Origin of the sequence: Roseovarius maritimus, from assembly GCF_043355895.2 — a bacterium.
Taxonomy (GTDB): domain Bacteria; phylum Pseudomonadota; class Alphaproteobacteria; order Rhodobacterales; family Rhodobacteraceae; genus Roseovarius; species Roseovarius maritimus.
This window is the reverse complement of sequence record NZ_JBHFPF020000011.1, coordinates 79582-100488: the sequence shown is the minus strand read 5'-3', so window position 1 is coordinate 100488 and position 20907 is coordinate 79582. Positions and strand designations below refer to the sequence as shown.

Genomic DNA, 20907 nt, shown 5'->3' with positions numbered 1-20907 from the left:
GTCGTTCAATCTCGCGGACAGGCCGCCTTGAGACTTCCACTGCGCATTGTGCCGCACTGTCGCGGCTTCATTCATTCATTGCAAGATGGGATATTGCCGGTGGACGCCAACCCAAGATGCGATACGAATGGGCAGATAGAATTTCGAGCGCCAGCATTACCGCGTCAGACAGTGGAGAGCCCGGCGCGCAGGATGAACCGCAGAGAAATCAGCTCTTGACCATGGCGATTAGAGAACCCGGTGGGACACTACCGCTTCTGACGCGACCCATCTCCCAATTTGGCAATCCGCGCGTTGTGATCACTGACAAACTCCGCAGCTATTTCAAGCCGATCCAAGATCTTGCGCCGGGCGTGGATCATCGTGCGGAGAAAGGCCTCAACAATCTGATCGAAGGGTCATACAGGCCAACGCGGCGCCGGGAAAAAATCATGGGAAGGTTCAAATCGCCGAGGCAAGCGCAAAGGTTCCTTGCTGCCCACGACCAGATCCGAACCATCTTCCGTCGCCGCCACTACCGATTTCCCACAATCTCCTACCGTAATGCCCGAGTCGATGCATTCGACCTGTGGGACGTGTATGCCGCCGAGATGACAGCCTGATTGCGCGAAATCATCATCATTGCAGTCTACGCCAAATAACATGGCAATGCCGTTAGAAGACGGTTATCGACCCCAAATTGAAAGCGCGCAACTTTCTAAACCAAAAATCGGAGGCCAAGATTGGCACTTACATCCTCAACAAAATGAACGAATTTGGCCGCGCCAAGTTCGACGGCGTCGCCTGACCGAAACTACGGATAATGGCAATATCAACCCAACCCATGCCCGTGCAACGTGGTTACTCGCGAGCCAATTCTATTATCATGTCTAGAAACCGCAGGCATTGCTCCACCTGATCTATTTCGATGAATTCATCCGCCTTGTGCGCCTGCCGGATCGAGCCGGGGCCGATGATGACGGAAGGGATACCACCGATCACCTCGAAAACACCGCCTTCGGATCCAAAGGACACCTTGCCACCCCATTCAGGCAAAATATCTTTCACCGCCTCGAATCCCTTCGTGCCGGTGGCGTCACCCATTGCGGGATATGAGAAGATCTCTTCCCACTCGATGCCGGCCTTGGGGCTGATGTCCTGCATCTCTGCCTGAAACCGATCTTGCGCCTCCTGCAGAAGCGCGTCCATATCCGCACGTGCGCTAGTCTCGTCGATGCTACGCAGCTCGAACGTAAAGGCGCAGTAGTCGGGCGTGACATTGGTCGCGACACCGCCTTCGATCATCGTTGCCAGCATCGTAGCATGCGGCACGGTGAATTCCCTGTCGAAAGGCCCGTCCACCGCATAGGCGCGTCCGCGATCCTGTATCATGGCAATGATGCGGGCGGCGTATTCCAGCGCGTTCACGTGGGCAGGCGCAAATGATGAATGACCAGCCGTTCCGCGCACATGAGCACGCATGGCAATCTTGCCCTTCTGACCCGTAATCAGTTTCATCTCGGAAGGCTCGCCGATGATGGCCAACATCGGCGGCACATCCAGTCCGGCAAGATGGCGCGCAATGTCAGGTGCGCCGAGGCACCCGACCTCCTCGTCATAGGAAAAACATAGGTAAAGCGGCCGAGTCAGCGCCGCCTCCGCAAATGCCGGTGCCGCCGCCATGACGCAGGCGGCAAACCCCTTCATGTCGCACGACCCTCGACCGTAAAGGCGGCCGTCGCGCTCGTCCATTTCAAACGGTGGCGTTGTCCAGTTGGCACCGCGCGCTGGCACGACATCAGTATGCCCCGACAAGACGATGCCGGGCTGACCTTCCGGACCGAAACGGGCGATCAGGTTTGCCTTTTTGCCGCTGGCGTCGGGCAGAATAGTGATGTGAGCCCCGAGACCGGCAAGATACTCGGCCATGTGGTCGATGATCGGGCGGTTCGGCTTGGCGCTGGTGGTGTCATACGCGATCAGGCGGCCCAGATGGTCCTTGGCCGCATCCAGCTTTTCATGGGTCATGGAGACGTCCTTCATTCTCTACTTTCTTTTTTCTGGCGAGCCTTGGCGACTTCGCGTCGGAACGTCAGGCCGATGACGAAGACGATCAACGCCGCAAAGATCCAAGTGATGGGCGAGGACATGAACACCGACGCGTCGCCCCGGGAGATCGCCAGCGCACGGCGCATGTTCTCCTCGATCATCGGACCGAGGATGAAGGCGATCAGGAACGGTGCGGCGGGAATGTCGAGCAGGAACATTCCAAAGCCGACGACACCCATGACCAGAAGGATGGTCACGTCGAACATGCTGCTGGAAATCGAATAGATCCCGAAGAGGCACAGGACCAGGACGGCAGATGTCAGCAGCGTCGCGGGTATCTCGGCCACGTAGGAAAACATGCGCATCGTCGCCTTGCCCGCCACGAACAGAAAGATGGACGAGACCATCATGCCGATGAACAGCATGTAGACTTCATGGATATTCGTCTGGAAAAGCAGCGGCCCGGGCGTGAGGCCCTGGATCATGAAGGCGCCCAGCATGACGCCGGTAATCACATCGCCCGGCACGCCAAGCGCCAGGAGCGGGATCATCGTCGCTCCGCATGCGCCATTGTTCGCGGATTCCGAGGCAGCAACGCCTTCCAGCTCACCCTTGCCGAAATTGGCAGAGTTTTTGGACGATCTTTGCGCTTCGCCGTAGGAAAAGAACGCGGCCGCCGAAGGGCCGATACCTGGGATCGCGCCCAGAATGATCCCGATGCCGCTGCCGCGAATGATCGACTTGATCGAGGCGCGGAATTCGCGGCCGCTGACGCGGTTGTCGCCCAGTTGCATCGCATCGTTCTTGGGCGGGTTGCGGAACACGATCAGCTTCATCAACTCGGGCAGCGCGAAAAGGCCGATCAGCACCGGCGCCACCGACAATCCCGCCTGCATGTCGTCCGTCATCGCAAAGCGGAAGGAGCCGTACATGTCCTCCCCCACCGTCGCCAGCAGCAGACCGAGGCAGGCCGAGACGAGACCGAGAAGCAACGAATTGCCCGACACACCCGCAACAGTCGTCAGGGCGAAAACCATCAGCATGAAATACTCTGGCGGTCCGACACGCAGCGCCAGAATGGCCAAGGGCGCGGCGAGAAAGATCAACGAGATATTCGAAAGGAAATCCCCGATCACGGACGAATAGAGCGCCATATTCAGCGCCTTGCCCGCCTTGCCTTGCCGCGCCAGCGGATAGCCGTCCAGCGCCGTGCAGGCCGCCGAGGCGGTGCCGGGGGTCTTGATGAGAATGGCCGAGACCGAGCCGCCATAGGTCGAGCCCTTGTAGAGAGCGACCAGAAGAAGGATCGACGGGACCGGCTGCATGTAGAACGTGAAGGGCAGCGCCAGCGTAACGGCCATCGTCCCGGTCATGCCGGGAATTGCGCCGATGATCACGCCACCCCAGATACCCGCAGCCATGATGAGGAAGTTCTGCAGCGTGGCGACAGCCTGAAGCGCCTGAAGGATTTCGTTCAGCATTTATCGTCTCACAAGCCGGGAAGGGACAGATACTGCCCCTTGGGAAATTGCGTGCCGAGCGCGGAATTGAAGAAGAGCGACAGGCAGATCGGAAGGATCACCGCCACGACAATCGCCCAGACAAGGCGCCGCCTCTCTCCAGCCAGAACTATCGCAGCAGCGGTCAGCAGGATCGCCGACAGCACGAAGCCAATCAGCGGAACCAGCAGGATGAACGCGGCAAACGCGACCAGTGAAATAGCGAACCTGCCGAGCAGGATGGCCGGGCCCGCTCCGCCCGCTGCCTGCTTTTCAGGGTCCGGCACCGGCCGCGCGACGCGGCTGGTCCAAGCCATGACGGCCACGATCAGACCTAAGAGGATCCCCACGATCGAGATCGTGCGCGGCCACATGTCGGGCGGCGGCGCAAAGCCGGGAATGAAGGCTGGGCGCGGCACATGCACCGGGATCAGCACGAACAACACGATGGCGAAAAACGCCGATACCGAAAGTCCTCGCAGGATCCCTGTCCACATGATCGCGCCCAACCTTTCGTGCTTATTCGATGTAGCCGAATTTCTTGGCGAGACCGTTGAACAGCTTGTACTGCTCCTCGGCATAGGCCGGCATGTCCTTTTCGCCTACGGTCGAGATGGAGCCGCGGCGCTCGGCCAGCGTCAGCCACTGCTCATTGCCCGCAACCTTGTCCAGAACCCCGTCCCAAGTGGCGACGACATCCTCCGGCAGACCTTTGGGACCGTAAAGCGCGCTCCAGCCAGTGATCTGGCCAGCCTGCTCATAGCCAAGCTCAGAGGCAGTCGGCACATCCGGCAGCTTTTCCATGCGCTTGGGCGCAAAAACCATCAACGGCTTCATGTCGCCGCTCTCGATATGCGGCATCAGCGATCCGGCCGAGATTGCCAGAAAATCGACATGCCCGCCCAACAGGGCCGTGGCAAGCGCGCCGCCACCTTTATAAGGCACCAGCGTGGCCGCCGTCAGCGGGTCCATGCCGGAATCCGACAAGAGTGCCTGCACGGTGAATCCGTCGATCGCAGTCGCCCCCGAGGCGGCGTAGGTCATGCGGCCATCGGCCTCTTTGATGGCTTTGACCAGATCGTCGACACCCTCATAGGGTGCGTCGCCTTTGACGGCCAAAATCATCGGCGTCGCCTCCAGCGCACCGATGAATGTATAGGCATCCCATTCGACCGATGCCTGCGGATTGACGGCAGGTGTAAGTGCCATGCCGACACGGGCCAGCAAAAGGGTGTAACCATCTGGTTCGGCGTCTGACACAAAACCCGCGCCGGTCATGCCACCCGCGCCCGGCTTGTTCTGGACGGTGATGGGCTGGCCTAGATAATCGCGCGCCGATTCGGCCAAGGCCCGACCCGCAAGATCCGAGGCGCCACCAGGGCCGTAGGGCACAACCAGCGTGACCGCCTGATCGGGATAGTCCTGAGCCTGCGCCGTGCCTGCCACCATGGCGGCAGCGACTGCAATACCTGTCAAAATGCGTTTCATGTCTCTCTCCCTTTTGGCGGCCGCATGGGCCGCGCAGTTTCATGAACGTTGCGGCTTCAGAGCGTCTCACAGTATTCTGCATTTGACAAATTTTGGCCCCAGTATGCATAAACGGCATACTCAGTTAGCGGGAGCGCAGCATGAAATTGCGAGAATTGGAGGCGTTCGACGCCTTCATGCGTCATGGCGGTACCCGCAAGGCCGCCGAGGCGATGGACGTGGGTCAGCCGCTGGTCAGCCGCCTATTGGCAGCGCTCGAGGAACGCGTCGGGTTTGCCCTTTTTCAACGCAGCCGCAATCGATTGATGCCCACAGAAGAGGCGTGGCTATTCTACGAGACGGTGGCCACTACGCTGAACCTCTTGCGGGGACTGGAACAGGATGCGCAGGATATCGCCAACCTACAGCGCGGAAACATCGTTGTCGCCGCGCAGCCCATATTTTGTGACACATTTCTTCTGGACGCCGTTGCGGCCTTCAAGCGTGACCATCCACGCGTCGGCGTACGAATCGTCGATGTTGGGCTGGAGGACATGCTCCGCATGATCGCCGAGAATTCGTGCCACCTCGGCCTTGGGATAACTCTGGACACGGACGGCACCGGGGCAAAGGTCACGCCGCTGGCCCATTGCGAGGCGCGCTGCATCATGCGCGCGGATCATCCCTTGAACACCGGCGGGCCGATTCCCCTGCCCCGCCTCCGCTCCGAGACTTTCGTCGAACTGGCGCGCGGTAGCCCCCTGCGTACCCGCGTGGACAACCTGATGCAGTCCATCGCCATCCAGCGCAACATCGCCGCCGAGATGCGTCACCTCCGCGGCGTCTGCGGGCTGGTCGAGCGTGGCACGGGGATCGCGCTGATCGACCCGATCGCCGAATTGCTGTTGAAGGGCACCGACGTCGTCTCGCGCCCTCTCATACCTTCGATATCATGGGAAATCGCGCTCTTTACTCCGGCAGGCCAAGTCCCAGGCATCGTTGCGGCTTTCGCCGATGCCGTGCGCACCGAAGTGGAGGATCTGAAGTCGTCGGGTGTCGTCGGTCCCAGCGTAGAGTAGAAGATGGTTGTCCCGAAAGACGTGCGCCGAGCTTCCTAGGGTCATCGACGTGGTCTGGCAGTTCGGATATCAGAAATTATCTGCGGTCTTGGCGGTGCATGGCCGGACTGTGTCGGCTGGGGAGACTTTTAAGTGAGAAACCGCATCACCATGCTTTCAAGAGGGGAAAGGTGAAGTTCGCGTGCCTTGCAAATCACTCTTGCTAACTCAATCGATCAGGATGAGGTTTTTCGAATCCAGCCGATGTTCACCCGCCCATCTGTAGGCGCACGTCACGCTGGGATATGTATACTTGGTTTTAGTCGCCGGGCGACCTATCGATTCCCTTGAGCAAGCGCTCCAAGCGCTCAGCCGGGAGGCCACCGGCGCGCAGCCCCCCTGTCCCGCGTATAGCCAGAGGCGCAAAGATGGCTCCTTTGCCTTCGCTGGCCGCAATGCGCGCGGCGGAAAGCGGGACGGCCCGCGTGCGTGGTCGGGGCAACTGCCGGTGTGCAACATGTGAACGCACCACACCCGACCTGAGGTAATCCCGGCCAATCCACATCGGCCGGAACCGTTTTCGCGCCCTACAATCAAGGGCGGCATGTCATTCGGTGTTCAGGACTTCAGCCACCAGCGCTCCATCCACCGCTCGCCGTCCATTTCCCAGTTCGACGCCATTTTGCCATGGGCGACAGTGTCTCCGATGGCTGAAACGTATTTGGCAAACATCGGTATGACAACGCCGCCTTGGTTGGCCACAATATCCTGAATCTCCCAGTACATGCTGCGACGCTTGACTTGGTCCAGTTCCGCACGGGCCGCCACCAGAAGGTCCTCGAAGCGATCATTGCACCAAAAACTGTCGTTCCAGGCCGCGCCGCATTTATAGGCGGTCGAGAACATCTGATCCTCAACCGGGCGACCGCCCCAGTACACGGCAGAAAAAGGTTTCTTCATCCACACGTCAGACCAGTAGCCGTCTTTTGCTTCGCGCACGACCTTGAGGTCGATACCGGCCTCCTTGGCCGAGTTCTGATAGAGAACGCCGGCATCCACCGCGCCCGAGAACGCCGCTTCGGAGCTATGCAAGGCGACCTCAAGCCGGTCCAACCCCGCCTGTTTCAAGAAGTAGCGGGCCTTGTCGGGATCATAGGTTTTCTGCTCCAGCTCGGAGTTGTAAAAGCGTTGGCCCGCGCTGATCGGGTGGTCGTTCCCGACCGAGCCATAGCCGAACAGAATCTTTTCAACCAATTCCTCGCGATTGATCGCGTATTTCAAGGCCTGCCGGATGTTGTTGTCAGTGTAGGGATCCCGGTTTGTGGACATTGCGAAAGTATAGTGTTGTGTGCCGGCGACAGATTCGACGCTGACGCCGGGCTTGCGCGCCAACAGCGCTGCAGTTTTCAAATCGACACGGTCGATGGCCTGCACGTCACCTGAGACCAACGCGGACATGCGCGCATTCTGATCGACGATCGACAGCATCTCGCAACTGTCCAGCCAGGCCACGTCGTTGCGCCAGTGGTTCGGGTTGCGTTCGAATTTCGCTGTCACGCCGGGCTGAAAATGCTTCAGGATATAGCTGCCGCAGCCGTTGCCGGAACGCCAGTCGATGCCGTCACCCGTGGCCGGGTGAATGGTCAGGTGATAGTCGGACAGGATGAAAGGGAAATCGGCGTTCCCGCCGGACAGTGTGAAGACGACCGTGTCGTTGCCTTCGATCGTCACGTCCGCAATCGGCTCGACGATAGGCCCCGCACCCGAGGTCGAATCCTTGCCCCGGTGATGATTGATGGATGCCACCACATCCTCCACCGTCAGCGGCTTTCCATCATGGAACGTCACGCCCTGGCGTATCTTGAAGCGCCACTCGGTTGCATCTGATGACGCCTCCCAGCTTTCGCCAAGCTCCGGCAAAAGAGAGCCGTCAGCGGCAACCTCTGTAAGGCGTCCATGGATCGCGAAGGACAGCGCCATTTCGTACCCGTTGGTCCATTGGCCCGGATCCAGAGTATCGGTCGTTTCGCCGTGGCCTTTGGCCGCCCGCAAATGCCCACCCCGCCGGGGCGCGGCCATCGCGCCCCTTATTGGAAGTGTCGCGGCAACCGCACTGGCCGCTACCGATTTCAAAAGTCCGCGACGATTTAGAAATCCGCCTTTTATCAGTGACATGGTGGTTCTCCTTGTTGGGTGTTCTTATAAGTTTCGGTTAGAGACACGCCACGCCGTATCCGTGTCGTGGCTGGTCGTCAGAGGCTGATTGGACCGTCTTGTGATTGATGGCTGCGCCTAAGGGCGCGATGTTTTGTGTGCCGGGTGCGTGGTCTTGCCTACGTTCAGTGTCATCAAGCGGTCTCCTGAAGTCGGGCTATCGCATCACGTCGCGGCGCTGGCGTTATCGATGACGGCGGATGCCTCCATGCAGGGTTTGCCCCGGCGGAACCGATCCACTGAAAAGGCGGCCATGCGGCTGTCGATGTCTCCGGTGGCGATGGCCTTGGCCATCAGGTCGGCTGCGCCGGGCCCGCCCGCAATGCCATAAGTCCAGCCGGCGGACAGCCACAGGTCGCCAATATCGGGATGCGGCCCCAGAAGTGGCCCGCCATCAGGGGCAGGGTGCAGATAGCCGGACCACTGACGCAGAATTCGCAGGTTGCGCAGCTGAGGAAATGTTTCCAGCAGGTGCTTGCAATAGCGTGGAAGAACATAGGGCGTGGACTTGAGATTGCGCTTGGCGCTTTCGCCCGGCAATTCACTGCCGCCAACGATTTCGCCGCGCGCGGTTTGATGCAGATAGGTCATGCGATCCACCAGCGCGATGGCCGGATATATCAGCGGGCGCAGCGGCTCGGTTGCTGCGGCTTCGATTCTGAACGGCATGGCCTCGATGTCGACGCCGGCCATTTGGGCCAGATCGGTGGACTGACCGCCCGCGGCAATGACCGTAAGATCGGCCTCGATCCGCTGATCCCCGACCAGCACGGCAGAGACCCGGCCCGCCGATGTCTCCAGACCTGTCACCGCAGTCTGATAGTGCACTTGAATGCCGCGTGCGCGCACGACGTCCAGCGCGGCCTTCATCACTGCGTGATGCGGCGCGGTGCCGCCATCCTTCAGATGGATTGCCCCGGTGACGTTGCGGTGTTTGATCGCTGGCAGAACCTGTTGCAGACGTTTTTGGCTCAGTAGCTCGGAGTTGACCCCCGCCGCCTTCTGGTTTTTGTGGGCCGTGTCCAGCATCGCACGGGTTTTTTCGGATTCACCAATGACGGAATAGCCCCGGCGCGTATACATCACGTTTCGGCCCAGACGCGCCGACAGCCCCTTCCACTGTTCAACAGAATGATGAAACAGCCCGATCCATTCCGGCGATGAAAATCCGCTGCGCACCAGTGTTCCATTGCGCCCGGACGCGCCGCCCTGCCAATAGCCGGCGTCCAGCACCAGAATGTCGCGTTTTCCGCGTTCAAGCAAATTGAAGGCCAGCAGCAGCCCTTGGATTCCCGCGCCGATGATGACGATCTCGCAGTGTTTGGGCAGGTTCGCGGTCATGGGTCAACCTCCGTAACATCGACCAGTCCGGCGGCCTGCCCAATGGTCAGCGCGGCGCGTGGTGGTCGGTGGGTCGGGTGGCCGATCTGCGCAACGCTGCGTCCGGTTGCCTGCGCGACAACTGCGGCCAGATAATCCCAACAAGGCACGCCTTGGCAGGTGCCCATGCCACATGTCGTGCGCCGCTTCAGTTCTTCGACATGCGAGATGCCCGAATCGACCATGTCCAGAATTTCATCAACCGTCACGTCCATGCATGGGCACACCAGCGCGCGCCGGTCCAGTGCGCGACCGAACGAGATTGGTTCGTCGGGGGTGGCGCAACTGCCCGCTAGCGTGACGTGATCGGGCAAGGCGCCCGCCATCAGGCGCAAATCGCCATCAGCCCCCGCCTGAAACGGCAGCGACGGATCGGATCGCCAGGGGCCAGCGTGGACAATCGCATCACAGGCCAGTCTGCGCCCCCCGACGCGTACTGCGGAGACGGACGCGCGCCCCTCGATCCGGTCGACCTGAGTCACGTCGATGAAGTCCACAATGGTACAGCCCAACGCCGACAGCCGGTCTGCGACCTTGCGCCCCGCGGGCGTTCCGATGACCACCACCTGCCGTCCCGGTACGACGCCATGTCTGGCCGCAAGATGCAGCGCAGTGCGGGCATCCAGCACGCCGGGCAGGGCCGCGCCCGACACCAAAGGCGGAACCGAGCGTTGCCCGGTCGCCAGAATGACCTGTCCGGCCTCGATCAGGACGCCGGGCTGCTCTGGGTCGTTGGCCGCCGCCATGGCGATACGTCCGTGATCGAACAGACCATAGACCTCATGGTCGCTGAGAACCGTCACCGTGTCGGGCAGCTTCTGGGAAACGGCATCAGTGCCGAAGGCCATACCGCCTAAGTCGCGCGACCGTGTCACAAGGACGACGTCGCCCGTGGCAGATCGCGCCGCCTCCAACCCTGCCGGCCCCCCGCCGATGACCAATGTGTCACACGCCATACGCCGCCCCGCAATTGCAGAGCCGCCGTCAGGCGCGGGGGGATGGGCCTCGCCTGCGATGGTCCAAAGAAGCTTTTCCCAAAGCCGCCATGCAACTGACCCGTCGGGAATAAAACGCGGATGTTCAAACCCGGCGCGGACCATCTTGCGCGGGATCAGACGGGCAACGTTCAGCAGATCAACCTTGGACGATGGCCAAACATTTTCCATCTCGACGTGCAGGCCGTCGGTCGTGTCCACGCGATCCAGACGACAGTGCGGCAGACCCTGTACCGATGCCAGATGCCCCGCGGTGAAACTGCCTGACAGGCCGCGGGGGTGGTGGAATTTGCGTGACCGAGTGAAGTCGTGGAAGCCCTGCGAATACAATGTCGCGGCAATGGTATCGCCGTTCAGGCCCCGGACGGGCGTGCCATTCCAGAAGATGGTGACTGGATCACGTGAAATATGCGGCAGACGTTGGGGGGGATGTGTCATATGCAGTCACTTTGGCGGCGGAGAGATGATGCAAAGGGTTTGGCAGGATGTCTCGCAAGAGGGATTGAAATAGCGGTGCTTGCGGGTGGGATCTATGGTGAGGGCATCACCTTCGCGCAGGTGATAACTGTGATCCTCGAATTCCCAGATCATCTCGCCTTTGATGACAAAGATGAACTGCTCATCGGACTGTAGGACATGCATGTCCTCGCCCGACCGCGCATTTGGTGCCAGCTCACCCAGAACGGCCGAGATTGAGCGTGAATTTCTGGAATTGAGCAGTTGAAACAGGATGTTCTGGCCGCCGTAACTCATGCTTTCCCGCTTGTCGGCTTGTACGAAAACAGATTGATCGCTTTGAAACAATGAGCCGATGGAAATGCCCAAGGCATCGCAAATTTTGAAGAGTGTCGCCACCGATGGCGAGGCCTTGTTGCGTTCTATGTCGCTGAGAAATCCAGTGCCGATACCGGCGACCGAAGCTACATGTTCAAGTGTACTGCCGATCTCTTTGCGGCGTTGGCGGATCACCTTGCCGATGGCGTAGGGCGGCGTGTGCTCGCCCTGATTGGCGTCGGCGCGGTCAGGTGTTGCTTGTTTTTGCGTATCTGCAGTCGGCTTGCTCACGCGTGCCCCAATCTTTCAATCTGGCTGTAACTCCAATTTCGCTTGTAACGTAAAAATTTCGCTAGTCAAGAAATTTGCAAAGGTTTAGCCTGATCCAAACAGTCGGGTGACCGGTGTCCAGGCTGATCGCCAAGATCTGAAATTTGTCAGGATAATCTCGGGGCTGAGGGTCTGGGACGGCTCGGCCAAGGCGCAATTGGAAAGAAAATGACACAACATAAAACTACGGCATCAATGCTTCGGGGCACGCCTTACTGGATGGAGGATACAGTCTATCCACCGACCAGTGAGCACCTGTCAGGCTCGGCTGATCTGTTGATTATCGGCGCGGGGTACACCGGCCTCTCAGCAGCGATCGAGGCCCGCCGACTGGGGTTGTCCGTAACGGTGGTGGATCGCGAGTTGATGGGGGCGGGTTGTTCAAGCCGCAACGGCGGCCAGGTCTCGGATGGCATGAAGCCGTCTTTAGGAAAATTGTCACGCCGCCTTGGGGCAGAAATTGCAGATCGCATTTACCGAGACGCCTATGACGCTGTTGAGTATCTGAGAGGGCTGGTTTGCGATCCCGATCTGGATGTTGGCTATCAACCCTCCGGTAGGTTTCAAGGGGCCCATTCCGAAAAGCAGTTCCGCCTGCTCTCGGAATTTGTCGAACGTTCGGCCGCACAGTCGCCTTACAGGTACTCGGTTATCCAGCGTCGGGATCAGCGATCTGAAATAGGCTCGGACCGGTACTTTGGCGGCATCGTGAATCATGATCTGTTTGCCGTTCATCCCGGTAAACTGCACGCTGCTCTTTTGTCGCGTGCCTTGAGGGGTGGTGTGACGGTTGTCGAACAGGCTGACGCGTTGTCTATCGAAAAGAGGTCTGTTGGCTTCAGTACAAAAACTTCCAAGGGATCTGTCGCGTCACGGCATGTACTGGTCGCAACCAACGGTTATACATCGCCCGTATTTCCGTGGGGGCGGCGTCGGATTATTCCAATCGGCACCTATATGCTGGCGACACGGGAATTGACGCCAGAACAGCAGACAACGCTGATGCCAAACGGGCGAAACATTGTCGACTCAAGAAAGGTCGTCGTTTATTATCGCTATTCGCCAGATCGCAAGCGCCTGTTATTCGGAGGGCGCGCCGCCCTGTCCGAGGTCAGCCCGCAGGCATGTTTGCCGCAACTTCACGGGATGATGACGGATATTTTCCCGCAATTGGAGGGGATCGGCGTGACGCATAATTGGTACGGCAAGGTTGGCTATACCTTTGACCACATGGCGCATATCGGATGTCGGGAAGGGATTCACTTTGCGCTGGGATACTGTGGCTCGGGGATCGCCACGTCGGCCTACTATGGCAACCGGATTGCCCGCCAAGTCGCAGGCGTGAACGAACCTGCGCCCGCAATCTACAACCTGCCCTTCAAGACGGCACCGCTGTATCGCGGAACACCATGGTTTCTTGCGCCATCGATTATCTATTATCAGATGATCGACACGTATTTCAGCTAGCAACTGTGTTTATTCGCCGTGCTGAATCTTCCAGGGCTTGCTGGTTTTGATGATCGCGTTGGCGATTGTCACCAATTTTCGCGCGATTGCGATAATGACCACCTTGTACTGTTTTCCACGCTCTTTGAGTCGCCGTGCAACGGGCTTGAGAGCTGGATTGTGACAGTCGGCAGCGAGCGCAGCTTGGAACAGCACATGTCGCACAGACCGTCGTCCGCCGGCGATCATTCTCCTGCCTCGCGTCGCCCCGCTGTGATGTGGGACTGGCGCGAGGCCGGTGATGGCAGCGGCTTCGCCTGATGTCATTCGGCCGAGTTCAGGCAATTCAGCGATCAACATCGCTGCAGATACGGGCCCAATTCCAGGGATTGAACGGAGCAGGTTCGCCCTGGCGGCAAGTGGCTCCGTCTGTCCAATAACGTTTTCGATCCTTCGTTCGAGGACAGCGATCTGTTCGTCGAGCACGTTTTATTAATCATGATCCATGCCCTCGGTTTCGGCAGATACACCCTGCTTCCTGCGAGCGCCGATCTGAGCTTTGAGCCTCTTGCGCATATCGACCAGCTGCCTTCTCCGCGTCGTCAAAGTCCTGAGAATACGCAGGTTTGCAGCTGGCAGATCTCGTCCAACATCAGGTCTGAATGCCATGAAACGTGCGATGAGTTCTGCATCGATCCGGTCCGTCTTCGCCCGCGTGCCCCGAGATAAAGCGAACGCCTTGATCTGTGCAGGAGAAAGCTGGGCAGCGACAATTCCTGCGGCGGCGAGTTCCGTCCAGAGCACCCATTCATGGCCACCCGTAGCCTCGAAGCCAACTTTGACCTGACGGGGTATTTGCCAGATCATTGCGATCAGCGCATTGTGTCCCTCCGCTGTATTCGGGTGCCTGAATCGTTTCTGATCCGGAAGACAGAAACCGTCCAGCCAATCGCGTGATGCATCTATTATCGGAAGGACGCCTTCGTCCAGGTGGCACTTGTCTGCCACTTTAGGTCGATCTCGGCGGATTGCCTTGGCATATTGCAACCCGAATTTCGGAACCCAAGCGCGGATAGTCTCGTAGCTGACCACAACACCGCGTGCGGTTAACAGATCCTCAAAATCACGGAAACTCATGGAAAATCGATGATAGGCCCAGACGGCGTATGCGATAATCTCAGGTGGAAAACGGTGACCTGAAAAGGCACCAGATTGCTTGGGTTTAGTCATGAGGATACCTACCGCCAAGTGAGTTGCCCCGCAACTTGACGATCCCCCATCACCACGTCGCTCATGAAACCGCCCGCCATCTCGCGCGCAAAACGTGTTTTCTGCCCGTCTACCGGCGTGCTATCATGTTTATCCGGCTTGGCCTGCAAATAGATCTAGGTGCCGTCGGTAATGAGAGCATCGATAACGAAGAGGATCGGCAGCTCGATTTCTTCCTGAATCGAACCGGGGGCGGCATCCATCAACGCCCCGCGCGTCGCACTGACCCGCTCTGGCGTGAATATGTCACCGAGAATGACTGGGTCCGACCCGCCCGATGGCCGTGCGGGATCAGCGCCCTGATTATCATCCGCGCCAGCTTGGACAACCGCCACGCGCGCAAGCCCGCCCGATGTCTAGCGCGCGGCCTCGCGCTTTGGGTCGGGATCAGTGATCGTGACAGCGCCGATATCGCGAAACCCGTTGGGATTCGCCAGCCATTCATCCCGCCACACGAGATTCGGCGTTAGATGCTGGCAGAAATAGACGTGCCCAGCGGGGAACTCGGCTGCCGCCATGCGCACGTTCCGAAATCGTGCCTGCCGGGTGGTGCCGCCTGTTTCGACGAGCCGCTCCTGCAGGATCGGCTCTTGCGGGGCAAAACCGGCGTTGGTCAGGCGCGCATATGTCGCCTTGGCGTAATCCGTGGGAAACACCAGACCGCTAAGGCCATTGGCGATGTCCAGCACCCCCTGCCGCTGCGTGCCGCTTGCAGGCGCACCCACCAGCTCCAGATAGCTGGCCGGATCGAGCACGAGATTATTGATCGAGCCCAGCGAATGATGCCCGCGCGGCGTCCAAATACCTTGGCCGCTTGATTTGGCGAAACTGGAGCGGATACCATCGCCGAAGCCGCGTCGAGACAAAGATGCACTGCGTGCAACTGCTGGGGCAGCGCCTCCCTCTCGTGGATTATAGGCAAACCACTACCCGGCAGCGCATGGCGCGGGACTTCGACCGTCAAGTTGCAGAAATCTAGGGACGCATCGCCGTCATGAACGGCTAAACCGCCCTTGGCATCCCGGTCACAGACGCTGTGGGATGAATCCTTTCGGGGAAAGGGAAAGTCCGATCAGCAACGGCTTTGTGCAAAAGAGTCCCCCTGCCCTCAAAACCAATAGGACTCGCGGTTAAAGTATCGCTCACACTGCAGCAGTCCTGACTAATCCGAGACAGGCTTCCGCACGCCCGGCCTCAGCCGCAGGAGCCAGATGAAACCAAGCATCGCTATCAAAAAGATCAGACTGGCCGGGCGCGTCAGGAAGATCAGCGGATCACCCTTCGACACGATCAGCGAGCGCCGCAGGAACTCCTCCAAATACGAGCCCAGGATCACGCCCATCAGCATCGGCACTACCGGATAGTCGAACCGGCGCAGCACGAAGGCGAAAACGCCGATAGCCAGCGCCATCCACATCTGGAAGCCCGAAAAGGACGAGGCATAAACGCCCGCCATCGAGATCATGGCGATGAAGGCATAGAGTATGCCGCGATTGATACGCGCGAGCTTCAGGTAGAACGGGCCGAACACCATGAGCGAGACCATCACGAAGATGCTGGCGACGAAGAGCGCCGCGAACATCGGCGCGATCACGTCGGCGCTGTTCGTCAGAAGTCCGGGGCCGGGCACCAGCCCGTGGATCAGGAACACGCCGAAGATCACCGCCGTCACCGCATCGCCTGGGATGCCCAGCGTCAAAAGCGGGATGATCGCGCCGCCACACATCGCGTTGTTGGCGGCTTCCGATGCGGCCAGCCCCTCGTGCGAGCCGTCGCCAAACTTCTCGGGATGCTTGGCCGTGCGCTTGGCCTCGGCATAGGCGATGAAGGATGCCATCGCGGCACCGCCGCCGGGCAGCATTCCGATCAGCACGCCGATGACCGAGCTTTTGACATAGAGCCATGCGCCGATCTCGCGGATGATGCTGAAATTCGGGACGAAATCGCGGTGGCGCAGCCTGGGCATGTCGGCCACGGCCTCGCCATGGGCGGCGCGGGCGGGCGTGGCGGCCTGCACCAGCAATTCGCAGATCGCAAAGAGGCCGATGACGGCGGGCAGAAGGCCGATCCCCTCGACCAGATGATAGCTGCCGAAATCGAAGCGGCCCTTGGGCACCATCGGATCAATTCCCACGGTCGAGATCATCAGGCCCAGCGTCATCGAGATGGTCGCCTTCCAGATCGACCCGCGCGAGACCACCGTGACCGTCACGACTGCGAGCAACACCAGCGAGAATTTGTCAGGCGTTTGCAGCAGAAGCGCCAGATTGGCGATCGGCTCGGCCAGTAGCATCAGCACCAGTGCGCCGATCATGCCCCCCACCGATGAAGCGAACGCATCGAGGCTGAGCGCCTGTGCGCCGTGCCCCTGCTTCATCAAAGCATGGCCGTCGATACTGGTGATGGCCCCCGAGGGCGCGCCCGGAATGTTCAGCGTGATCCCGGTGATCGAGCCTGCATAGATGCCGGACATGTAGATGCCCATCACCATCACCAGCGCGTTCGTCACTTCCATTCCGAAGGTGAATGGCAAGAGGAGCGCGATGGCCAGCGTCGCCGTCAGGCCGGGGATCGCCCCGAAGAGAAGGCCCAGAAGGAACCCGCCGACGAGGTAGAGAAACGGCCAGAGCGTGAACAGCGTGCCGAAGCCGCCGGCGATCTCGCCCATCATGCCCCAATGCTCCAGCCCGGCAGCGACAGCTCGAAGAGCCACTCAAAGAAGAGCCACCCAAAGAGCGTGAGAGCCACTGACGTCGCCGCCGACAGAAGGAGCGCGTGCAGGATGCGCCCGCTTTCTTCACAATTGAAATAGAGTGCGACGGCAAAGGTATAGCTCCCCGCCGCGACGAAGTAGCCCACGCGCTCGAGCCCCGCGGCGAAGCCGATGGTGAAGACGACCACGAGCAGCGGCCCTGTCAGCTCGATACGCGGTATGTGATCCGATGGCATGTGCGGTGCGGCCTCAATGGCCTCGCGCCGGAACTCCGCTATCATCATGCGCCCGGCGCAGAGATACATGATCGCGCTTAGCACGATCGGCAGAAAGGACGCGCCCGGCTCCACCCCGTTTTCAAACGGCAGGCCCAGCTTGGGGATCTGCGTGGCGTAAACCGTGGTCAGGACCAGCAGCAGGACCGCGAAGATCGCTTGGCCGTTTATCGGACGGGCAAAGAGGGGCATGAGCGAGATTCCGAGGCTGGCAAATGGCGGGGCGCGATCATTCCGCGCCCTGCCGCTGTCTTACTTCTCAAGGATGCCTTGCTCGACCAGATCGTCGATCAGGGCAAACGCTTTTTCCTGCGATGCCTGCACATATTCGGTGGTCTCGGCCCCGTTCATGTAGACGGCGCCCATCGCGGTCTCCTCCGCGCGGGCCTGGAACTCGGGCAGCTCGAACACCTCCGCGAAGGCCGCTTCCAGAACCTCCTGCTGCGCGGGGTCGATCCCCTTGGGCGCGGCGATCAGGCGGAAGCTGCCCCAGACCACGTCATAGCCCTGCTCCTGCATCGTCGGCACGTCGGGCAGGAATTCGCTGCGCTCGGTCCCCATGACACCCAGAACGCGGGCCTGTCCCGATTCCACGGCCGCATAGACGGCCGAAGCGCTCAGCGATGCCGCGTCCGTCTCGCCCGACAGCAGTGCCTCGCGCTGCGGGCCGGAGCCGTCGGGATAGGGCACATGGTTCACCTCGATGCCCGTCGCCGCAGCCAGATCGAGCGCGGGCAGGTGCCAAACGCCGCCGCTGCCCACGTTCGAGATCGACAGCGTGCCGGGCGCGTCCTTGGCGGCTGTCACGAAGTCTTCAAGCGTCTCGTAGGGCGAATCCGCATTCACGGCCAGAACCGTAGGATGCACGGTGACCGAGCCGAGATAGGTCAGCTGATCGGTGTCATAGCCAGGCACCAAATCATAATAGGGCACCGTAATGACGCTGTCCCAGGTAAGCGAGCCGATGGTATAGCCATCGGGCCGCGCCTTCATCAGGCGCAGCGTGCCGATGCCGGATTGCGCGCCCTTGATGTTTTGCGTGTTGATGCCCGCGCCCAGCGTCTGCTCAGCGAAGTTCATGAAGGTGCGCATCACGGTATCGGTGCCGCCGCCCGCGCCCCAGGGCATGATGTGCGTGAGATCCTTGGTGGGATAATCCTGCGCCGACGCGCCCCCGAAGGGCAGTGCAAGCGCCAGTGCCGCCAGTGCGGCTGTTCTTCGTGTGAAATTCATCATCATTCTGTCCTTTTCCCTGTTGGTCGTCATGCGCGCCCGGAACGCCCGAAGCGCCTTTCGTCAGCCCATCCAGCGGCGGACAGGTGCCTTGGCCTCTTCCAGCGGCTGGCAGACGATGTCCACCAGCGTGGGCCCGTCATGGGCGATCGCCTCGCGCAGCACGTCCTCCAGTTTGGCCGGATCTTCGACCTTCCACGATTTGACGCCGTAGGCAGCGGCGACCGCAGCCTGATCGACCCGGCCAAAGTCGACGTTATAGTAGCGCCCGCCGCAATCGTCATGCTGGCTGGCCTTGATCCACCCGAAATTCGAGTTGGAAAAGACGATATAGGTGATAGGCGCGCGGCAGCGCGTCACGGTCTCAAGCTCGCCGCAGGTGAAGCCGAAAGAGCCATCGCCCATCAGGCCGACGACCTTGCTCTCGGGCCTGCCGAACCATGCGCCCAGCGAAGCCGACAGCGCATAGCCCAAAGCGCCATGCGCGCGGTTGGTGATGAAATGGCGGCCCGGTTTGGGCAGCTGATAGTAGGATGACATATAGGGGCAGGACGTGCCGGGGTCCGACACGATCGTGGCATCCTCAGGCAGCACGCGCTGAAGCGTGGCGATGATGCGCTCGGGCCGGATGGGCGCCTCGTCTGAGGCGGCGAGCTTGTGGAACTTGTCGAACTTGCGCTGGTGGATGTCGGCCACCGCCGCCGCGCCGCCGAAGGTGGCACTGCCCTGCCCGCGCCTGTCCAGCTCGGCATTCATCGCGTCCAGCGTCATGCGCAGATCGCCGACGACGCCCACCTCGGTCGGCAGCACCGCCCCGATCACCATCGGATCGACGTCGCAATGCACCACCCGGGTGCCGGGCTCAGGCGCTTCCCAGCGCGATGTGGTTGTGCTGCCCGCGCGGCATCCCATGAATACCACCAGATCGGCAGCGGCCATCGCCTCCCACGTCTCGTCGGTGCCACCGTTCGAACCGACAACGCCAAGGCAATTGGGATGCGTCTCGGCCAAGCTCCCCTGCCCCGAGATCGAAGTGGCCACGGTGATGCCCAGGCGCTCGACCAGACGCTGCAGCGCGTCCATCCCGCCCGATATGACAACGCCGCCACCGCAGACGATCAGAGGGGATTTCGCCGAGAGGATGGCATCCAGCGCCGCCTCCACCGCGCCTTGCTCGGGACCCGTGCGATAGGCGGGATAACTGGCAAGCTGCGGGTCCGCCCAGACATCCTCCACGGGAACATCGTCATACTGAATGTCATAGGGCAGGCCCAGATGCGCCGCCCCGGAGCGCCCGGTGGTCATCGCGCGGAACGCCTTGCGCACCATGCGCGGGATGTGGTCGGCGCGCTTGATGACCGTGTTCCACTTGGTCAGCGGGGCCATCAGCGCCTCCTGATCCACTTCGGTCAGCGGATAGCGCCCGTAGCTTGCCACCGAAACGTCGCTGGTGATGCCCAGCACCGCATAAGAGCTTTCGCTGGCTTCGATCAGACCCGGCAGAATGTAGGTGGCCCCACCGCCCGACGGCCCCTCGCACACGCCGGGACGCCCGGTGACGCGCGAATACGCGTCGGCCATGTAGGTCGCGCTGCGCTCGTCGCGGGTCAGGATGTGCTGGATCGGATGATCCAGCTGAAGCATCGCATCATAGAACGGCAGCGTGGTATCGCCGCAGAGGCCAAAGAGATGGCGTACGCCGTGGGCCTCGAGGCTGCGCACCATGGCCTGCGCGCCGGTCATCGAATTACTCATCCATTGCTCCTTTGGTCGCAGCGCGCCACAGGCGCGACAAGCCGGAGTGTCCGCACTCTGTCCAACTGTATACATCAGAATATGCAGATTTGTGTGCAAATCAATTGCCATTTTTGCTGCACCGTCTAGCCTGCGGTGGACGGCCCCGTATCGGGACCGGCTGCAAGGACATTCGCATGACTGGAGACACAAGCGCCGTCGACCGCGCCTATCGCACGCTCAAGGAAATGGTCGCCAGCTTCGAGATAAAGCCCGATGAGCGGCTGAACGAGGTCGCCATTTCCGCCCGGCTAACGATCAGCCGCACACCGCTGCGCGAGGCGCTGAACCGGCTGACCGCCGAGGGATTTCTCACGTTCCGGCGCGGTCTGGGGTTTCACTGCCGATCACTCAACCCTGCAGAGATCATGGATCTCTACGAGGCACGCACAGCAATCGAGGCCGAGGCCGCGCGCCTTGCCGCGCGGCGGG

At 60.6% G+C, this 20907-nt stretch carries 20 protein-coding genes and 1 pseudogene; 5 read left to right on the top strand and 16 right to left on the bottom strand.

The window, feature by feature from the left end; translation table 11 throughout:
* Positions 1-221 precede the first annotated feature (221 nt).
* A complete protein-coding gene (locus ACEWPM_RS16740) occupies positions 222-602 on the top strand; it encodes a DDE-type integrase/transposase/recombinase (protein WP_393963986.1) in 381 nt (126 codons plus the stop codon).
* A 238-nt stretch (positions 603-840) separates the two neighbouring features.
* On the opposite strand, the gene argE is transcribed toward ACEWPM_RS16740, so the two are convergent.
* Genes argE through ACEWPM_RS16720 form a run of 4 tightly spaced genes read right to left on the bottom strand, consistent with a single transcriptional unit; the run spans position 841 to position 5015 of the window.
* Complete coding sequence (gene argE, locus ACEWPM_RS16735; RefSeq protein WP_393963967.1) at positions 841-2007, bottom strand: acetylornithine deacetylase; 1167 nt, start codon at positions 2005-2007, stop codon at positions 841-843.
* A gap of 11 nt (positions 2008-2018) precedes the next feature.
* Positions 2019-3509, bottom strand: coding sequence for a tripartite tricarboxylate transporter permease (locus tag ACEWPM_RS16730; RefSeq protein WP_393963968.1), 1491 nt, complete (start codon positions 3507-3509; stop codon positions 2019-2021).
* An 8-nt stretch (positions 3510-3517) separates the two neighbouring features.
* Positions 3518-4024, bottom strand: a complete 507-nt coding sequence (locus ACEWPM_RS16725) for a tripartite tricarboxylate transporter TctB family protein (RefSeq protein ID WP_393963969.1) — start codon at positions 4022-4024, stop codon at positions 3518-3520.
* A gap of 22 nt (positions 4025-4046) precedes the next feature.
* Entirely contained in the window at positions 4047-5015 is a 969-nt protein-coding gene (locus tag ACEWPM_RS16720) for a Bug family tripartite tricarboxylate transporter substrate binding protein (protein WP_393963970.1), read from the bottom strand.
* Between the two features lie 140 nt (positions 5016-5155).
* Between ACEWPM_RS16720 and ACEWPM_RS16715 the strand changes: the two genes are divergently transcribed.
* Positions 5156-6073 (top strand): LysR family transcriptional regulator, encoded by a 918-nt coding sequence (locus ACEWPM_RS16715; RefSeq protein ID WP_393963971.1) that lies wholly within the window; start codon positions 5156-5158, stop codon positions 6071-6073.
* A 597-nt stretch (positions 6074-6670) separates the two neighbouring features.
* Here ACEWPM_RS16715 and ACEWPM_RS16710 read toward each other — a convergent pair.
* The 4 genes from ACEWPM_RS16710 to ACEWPM_RS16695 form a co-directional block, all read right to left on the bottom strand.
* Positions 6671-8227 carry an ABC transporter substrate-binding protein gene (locus ACEWPM_RS16710; RefSeq protein ID WP_393963972.1) on the bottom strand — a complete coding sequence of 519 codons (1557 nt, stop codon included), beginning with the start codon at positions 8225-8227 and terminating at the stop codon, positions 6671-6673.
* Between the two features lie 204 nt (positions 8228-8431).
* Positions 8432-9607, bottom strand: a complete 1176-nt coding sequence (locus ACEWPM_RS16705; protein ID WP_393963973.1) for an NAD(P)/FAD-dependent oxidoreductase — start codon at positions 9605-9607, stop codon at positions 8432-8434.
* On the bottom strand, positions 9604-11079 hold the full coding sequence (locus ACEWPM_RS16700) for an FAD-dependent oxidoreductase (protein WP_393963974.1): 1476 nt from the start codon (positions 11077-11079) through the stop codon (positions 9604-9606). Before ACEWPM_RS16700 ends, ACEWPM_RS16705 begins: the two co-directional genes overlap by 4 nt.
* Before the next feature lie 6 nt (positions 11080-11085).
* Entirely contained in the window at positions 11086-11706 is a 621-nt protein-coding gene (locus ACEWPM_RS16695; RefSeq protein ID WP_393963975.1) for a cupin domain-containing protein, read from the bottom strand.
* 207 nt (positions 11707-11913) lie between these two features.
* Here ACEWPM_RS16695 and ACEWPM_RS16690 point away from each other — a divergent pair, with 207 nt between their 5' ends.
* Positions 11914-13212 (top strand): NAD(P)/FAD-dependent oxidoreductase, encoded by a 1299-nt coding sequence (locus tag ACEWPM_RS16690; RefSeq protein ID WP_393963976.1) that lies wholly within the window; start codon positions 11914-11916, stop codon positions 13210-13212.
* Between the two features lie 9 nt (positions 13213-13221).
* Here the strand turns inward: ACEWPM_RS16690 and ACEWPM_RS16685 are convergent, their stop codons facing one another.
* The 4 genes from ACEWPM_RS16685 to ACEWPM_RS16670 all read right to left on the bottom strand — a co-directional run bounded on the left by ACEWPM_RS16685 (position 13222) and on the right by ACEWPM_RS16670 (position 15215).
* Entirely contained in the window at positions 13222-13677 is a 456-nt protein-coding gene (locus ACEWPM_RS16685; protein ID WP_393963977.1) for a transposase, read from the bottom strand.
* Between the two features lie 6 nt (positions 13678-13683).
* A complete protein-coding gene (locus ACEWPM_RS16680) occupies positions 13684-14421 on the bottom strand; it encodes an IS110 family transposase (protein ID WP_393963978.1) in 738 nt (245 codons plus the stop codon).
* 155 nt (positions 14422-14576) lie between these two features.
* Positions 14577-14795 carry a hypothetical protein gene (locus ACEWPM_RS16675; protein ID WP_393963979.1) on the bottom strand — a complete coding sequence of 73 codons (219 nt, stop codon included), beginning with the start codon at positions 14793-14795 and terminating at the stop codon, positions 14577-14579.
* 21 nt (positions 14796-14816) lie between these two features.
* Positions 14817-15215 (bottom strand): VOC family protein, encoded by a 399-nt coding sequence (locus tag ACEWPM_RS16670; protein ID WP_393963987.1) that lies wholly within the window; start codon positions 15213-15215, stop codon positions 14817-14819.
* A 23-nt stretch (positions 15216-15238) separates the two neighbouring features.
* On the opposite strand from ACEWPM_RS16670, the pseudogene ACEWPM_RS16665 reads away from it, so the two are divergent.
* Positions 15239-15466, top strand: a pseudogene (locus ACEWPM_RS16665) (hypothetical protein); the annotation flags it as partial.
* A gap of 156 nt (positions 15467-15622) precedes the next feature.
* Here ACEWPM_RS16665 and ACEWPM_RS16660 read toward each other — a convergent pair.
* From ACEWPM_RS16660 to ACEWPM_RS16645, 4 genes are read right to left on the bottom strand one after another with little or no spacing between them, the layout of a single operon-like run.
* Entirely contained in the window at positions 15623-17173 is a 1551-nt protein-coding gene (locus tag ACEWPM_RS16660) for a tripartite tricarboxylate transporter permease (RefSeq protein ID WP_393963980.1), read from the bottom strand.
* Positions 17128-17640, bottom strand: coding sequence for a tripartite tricarboxylate transporter TctB family protein (locus ACEWPM_RS16655; RefSeq protein WP_393963981.1), 513 nt, complete (start codon positions 17638-17640; stop codon positions 17128-17130). Before ACEWPM_RS16655 ends, ACEWPM_RS16660 begins: the two co-directional genes overlap by 46 nt.
* Before the next feature lie 60 nt (positions 17641-17700).
* On the bottom strand, positions 17701-18684 hold the full coding sequence (locus tag ACEWPM_RS16650) for a tripartite tricarboxylate transporter substrate binding protein (RefSeq protein ID WP_420768034.1): 984 nt from the start codon (positions 18682-18684) through the stop codon (positions 17701-17703).
* A gap of 60 nt (positions 18685-18744) precedes the next feature.
* The gene (locus ACEWPM_RS16645) at positions 18745-20436 is read right to left on the bottom strand and encodes a thiamine pyrophosphate-binding protein (protein ID WP_393963983.1); all 1692 of its coding nucleotides are present in this window, start codon (positions 20434-20436) and stop codon (positions 18745-18747) included.
* Between the two features lie 176 nt (positions 20437-20612).
* Here ACEWPM_RS16645 and ACEWPM_RS16640 point away from each other — a divergent pair.
* Positions 20613-20907: GntR family transcriptional regulator (locus ACEWPM_RS16640; RefSeq protein WP_420768033.1), on the top strand; the 295-nt coding region annotated here is incomplete at its 3' end.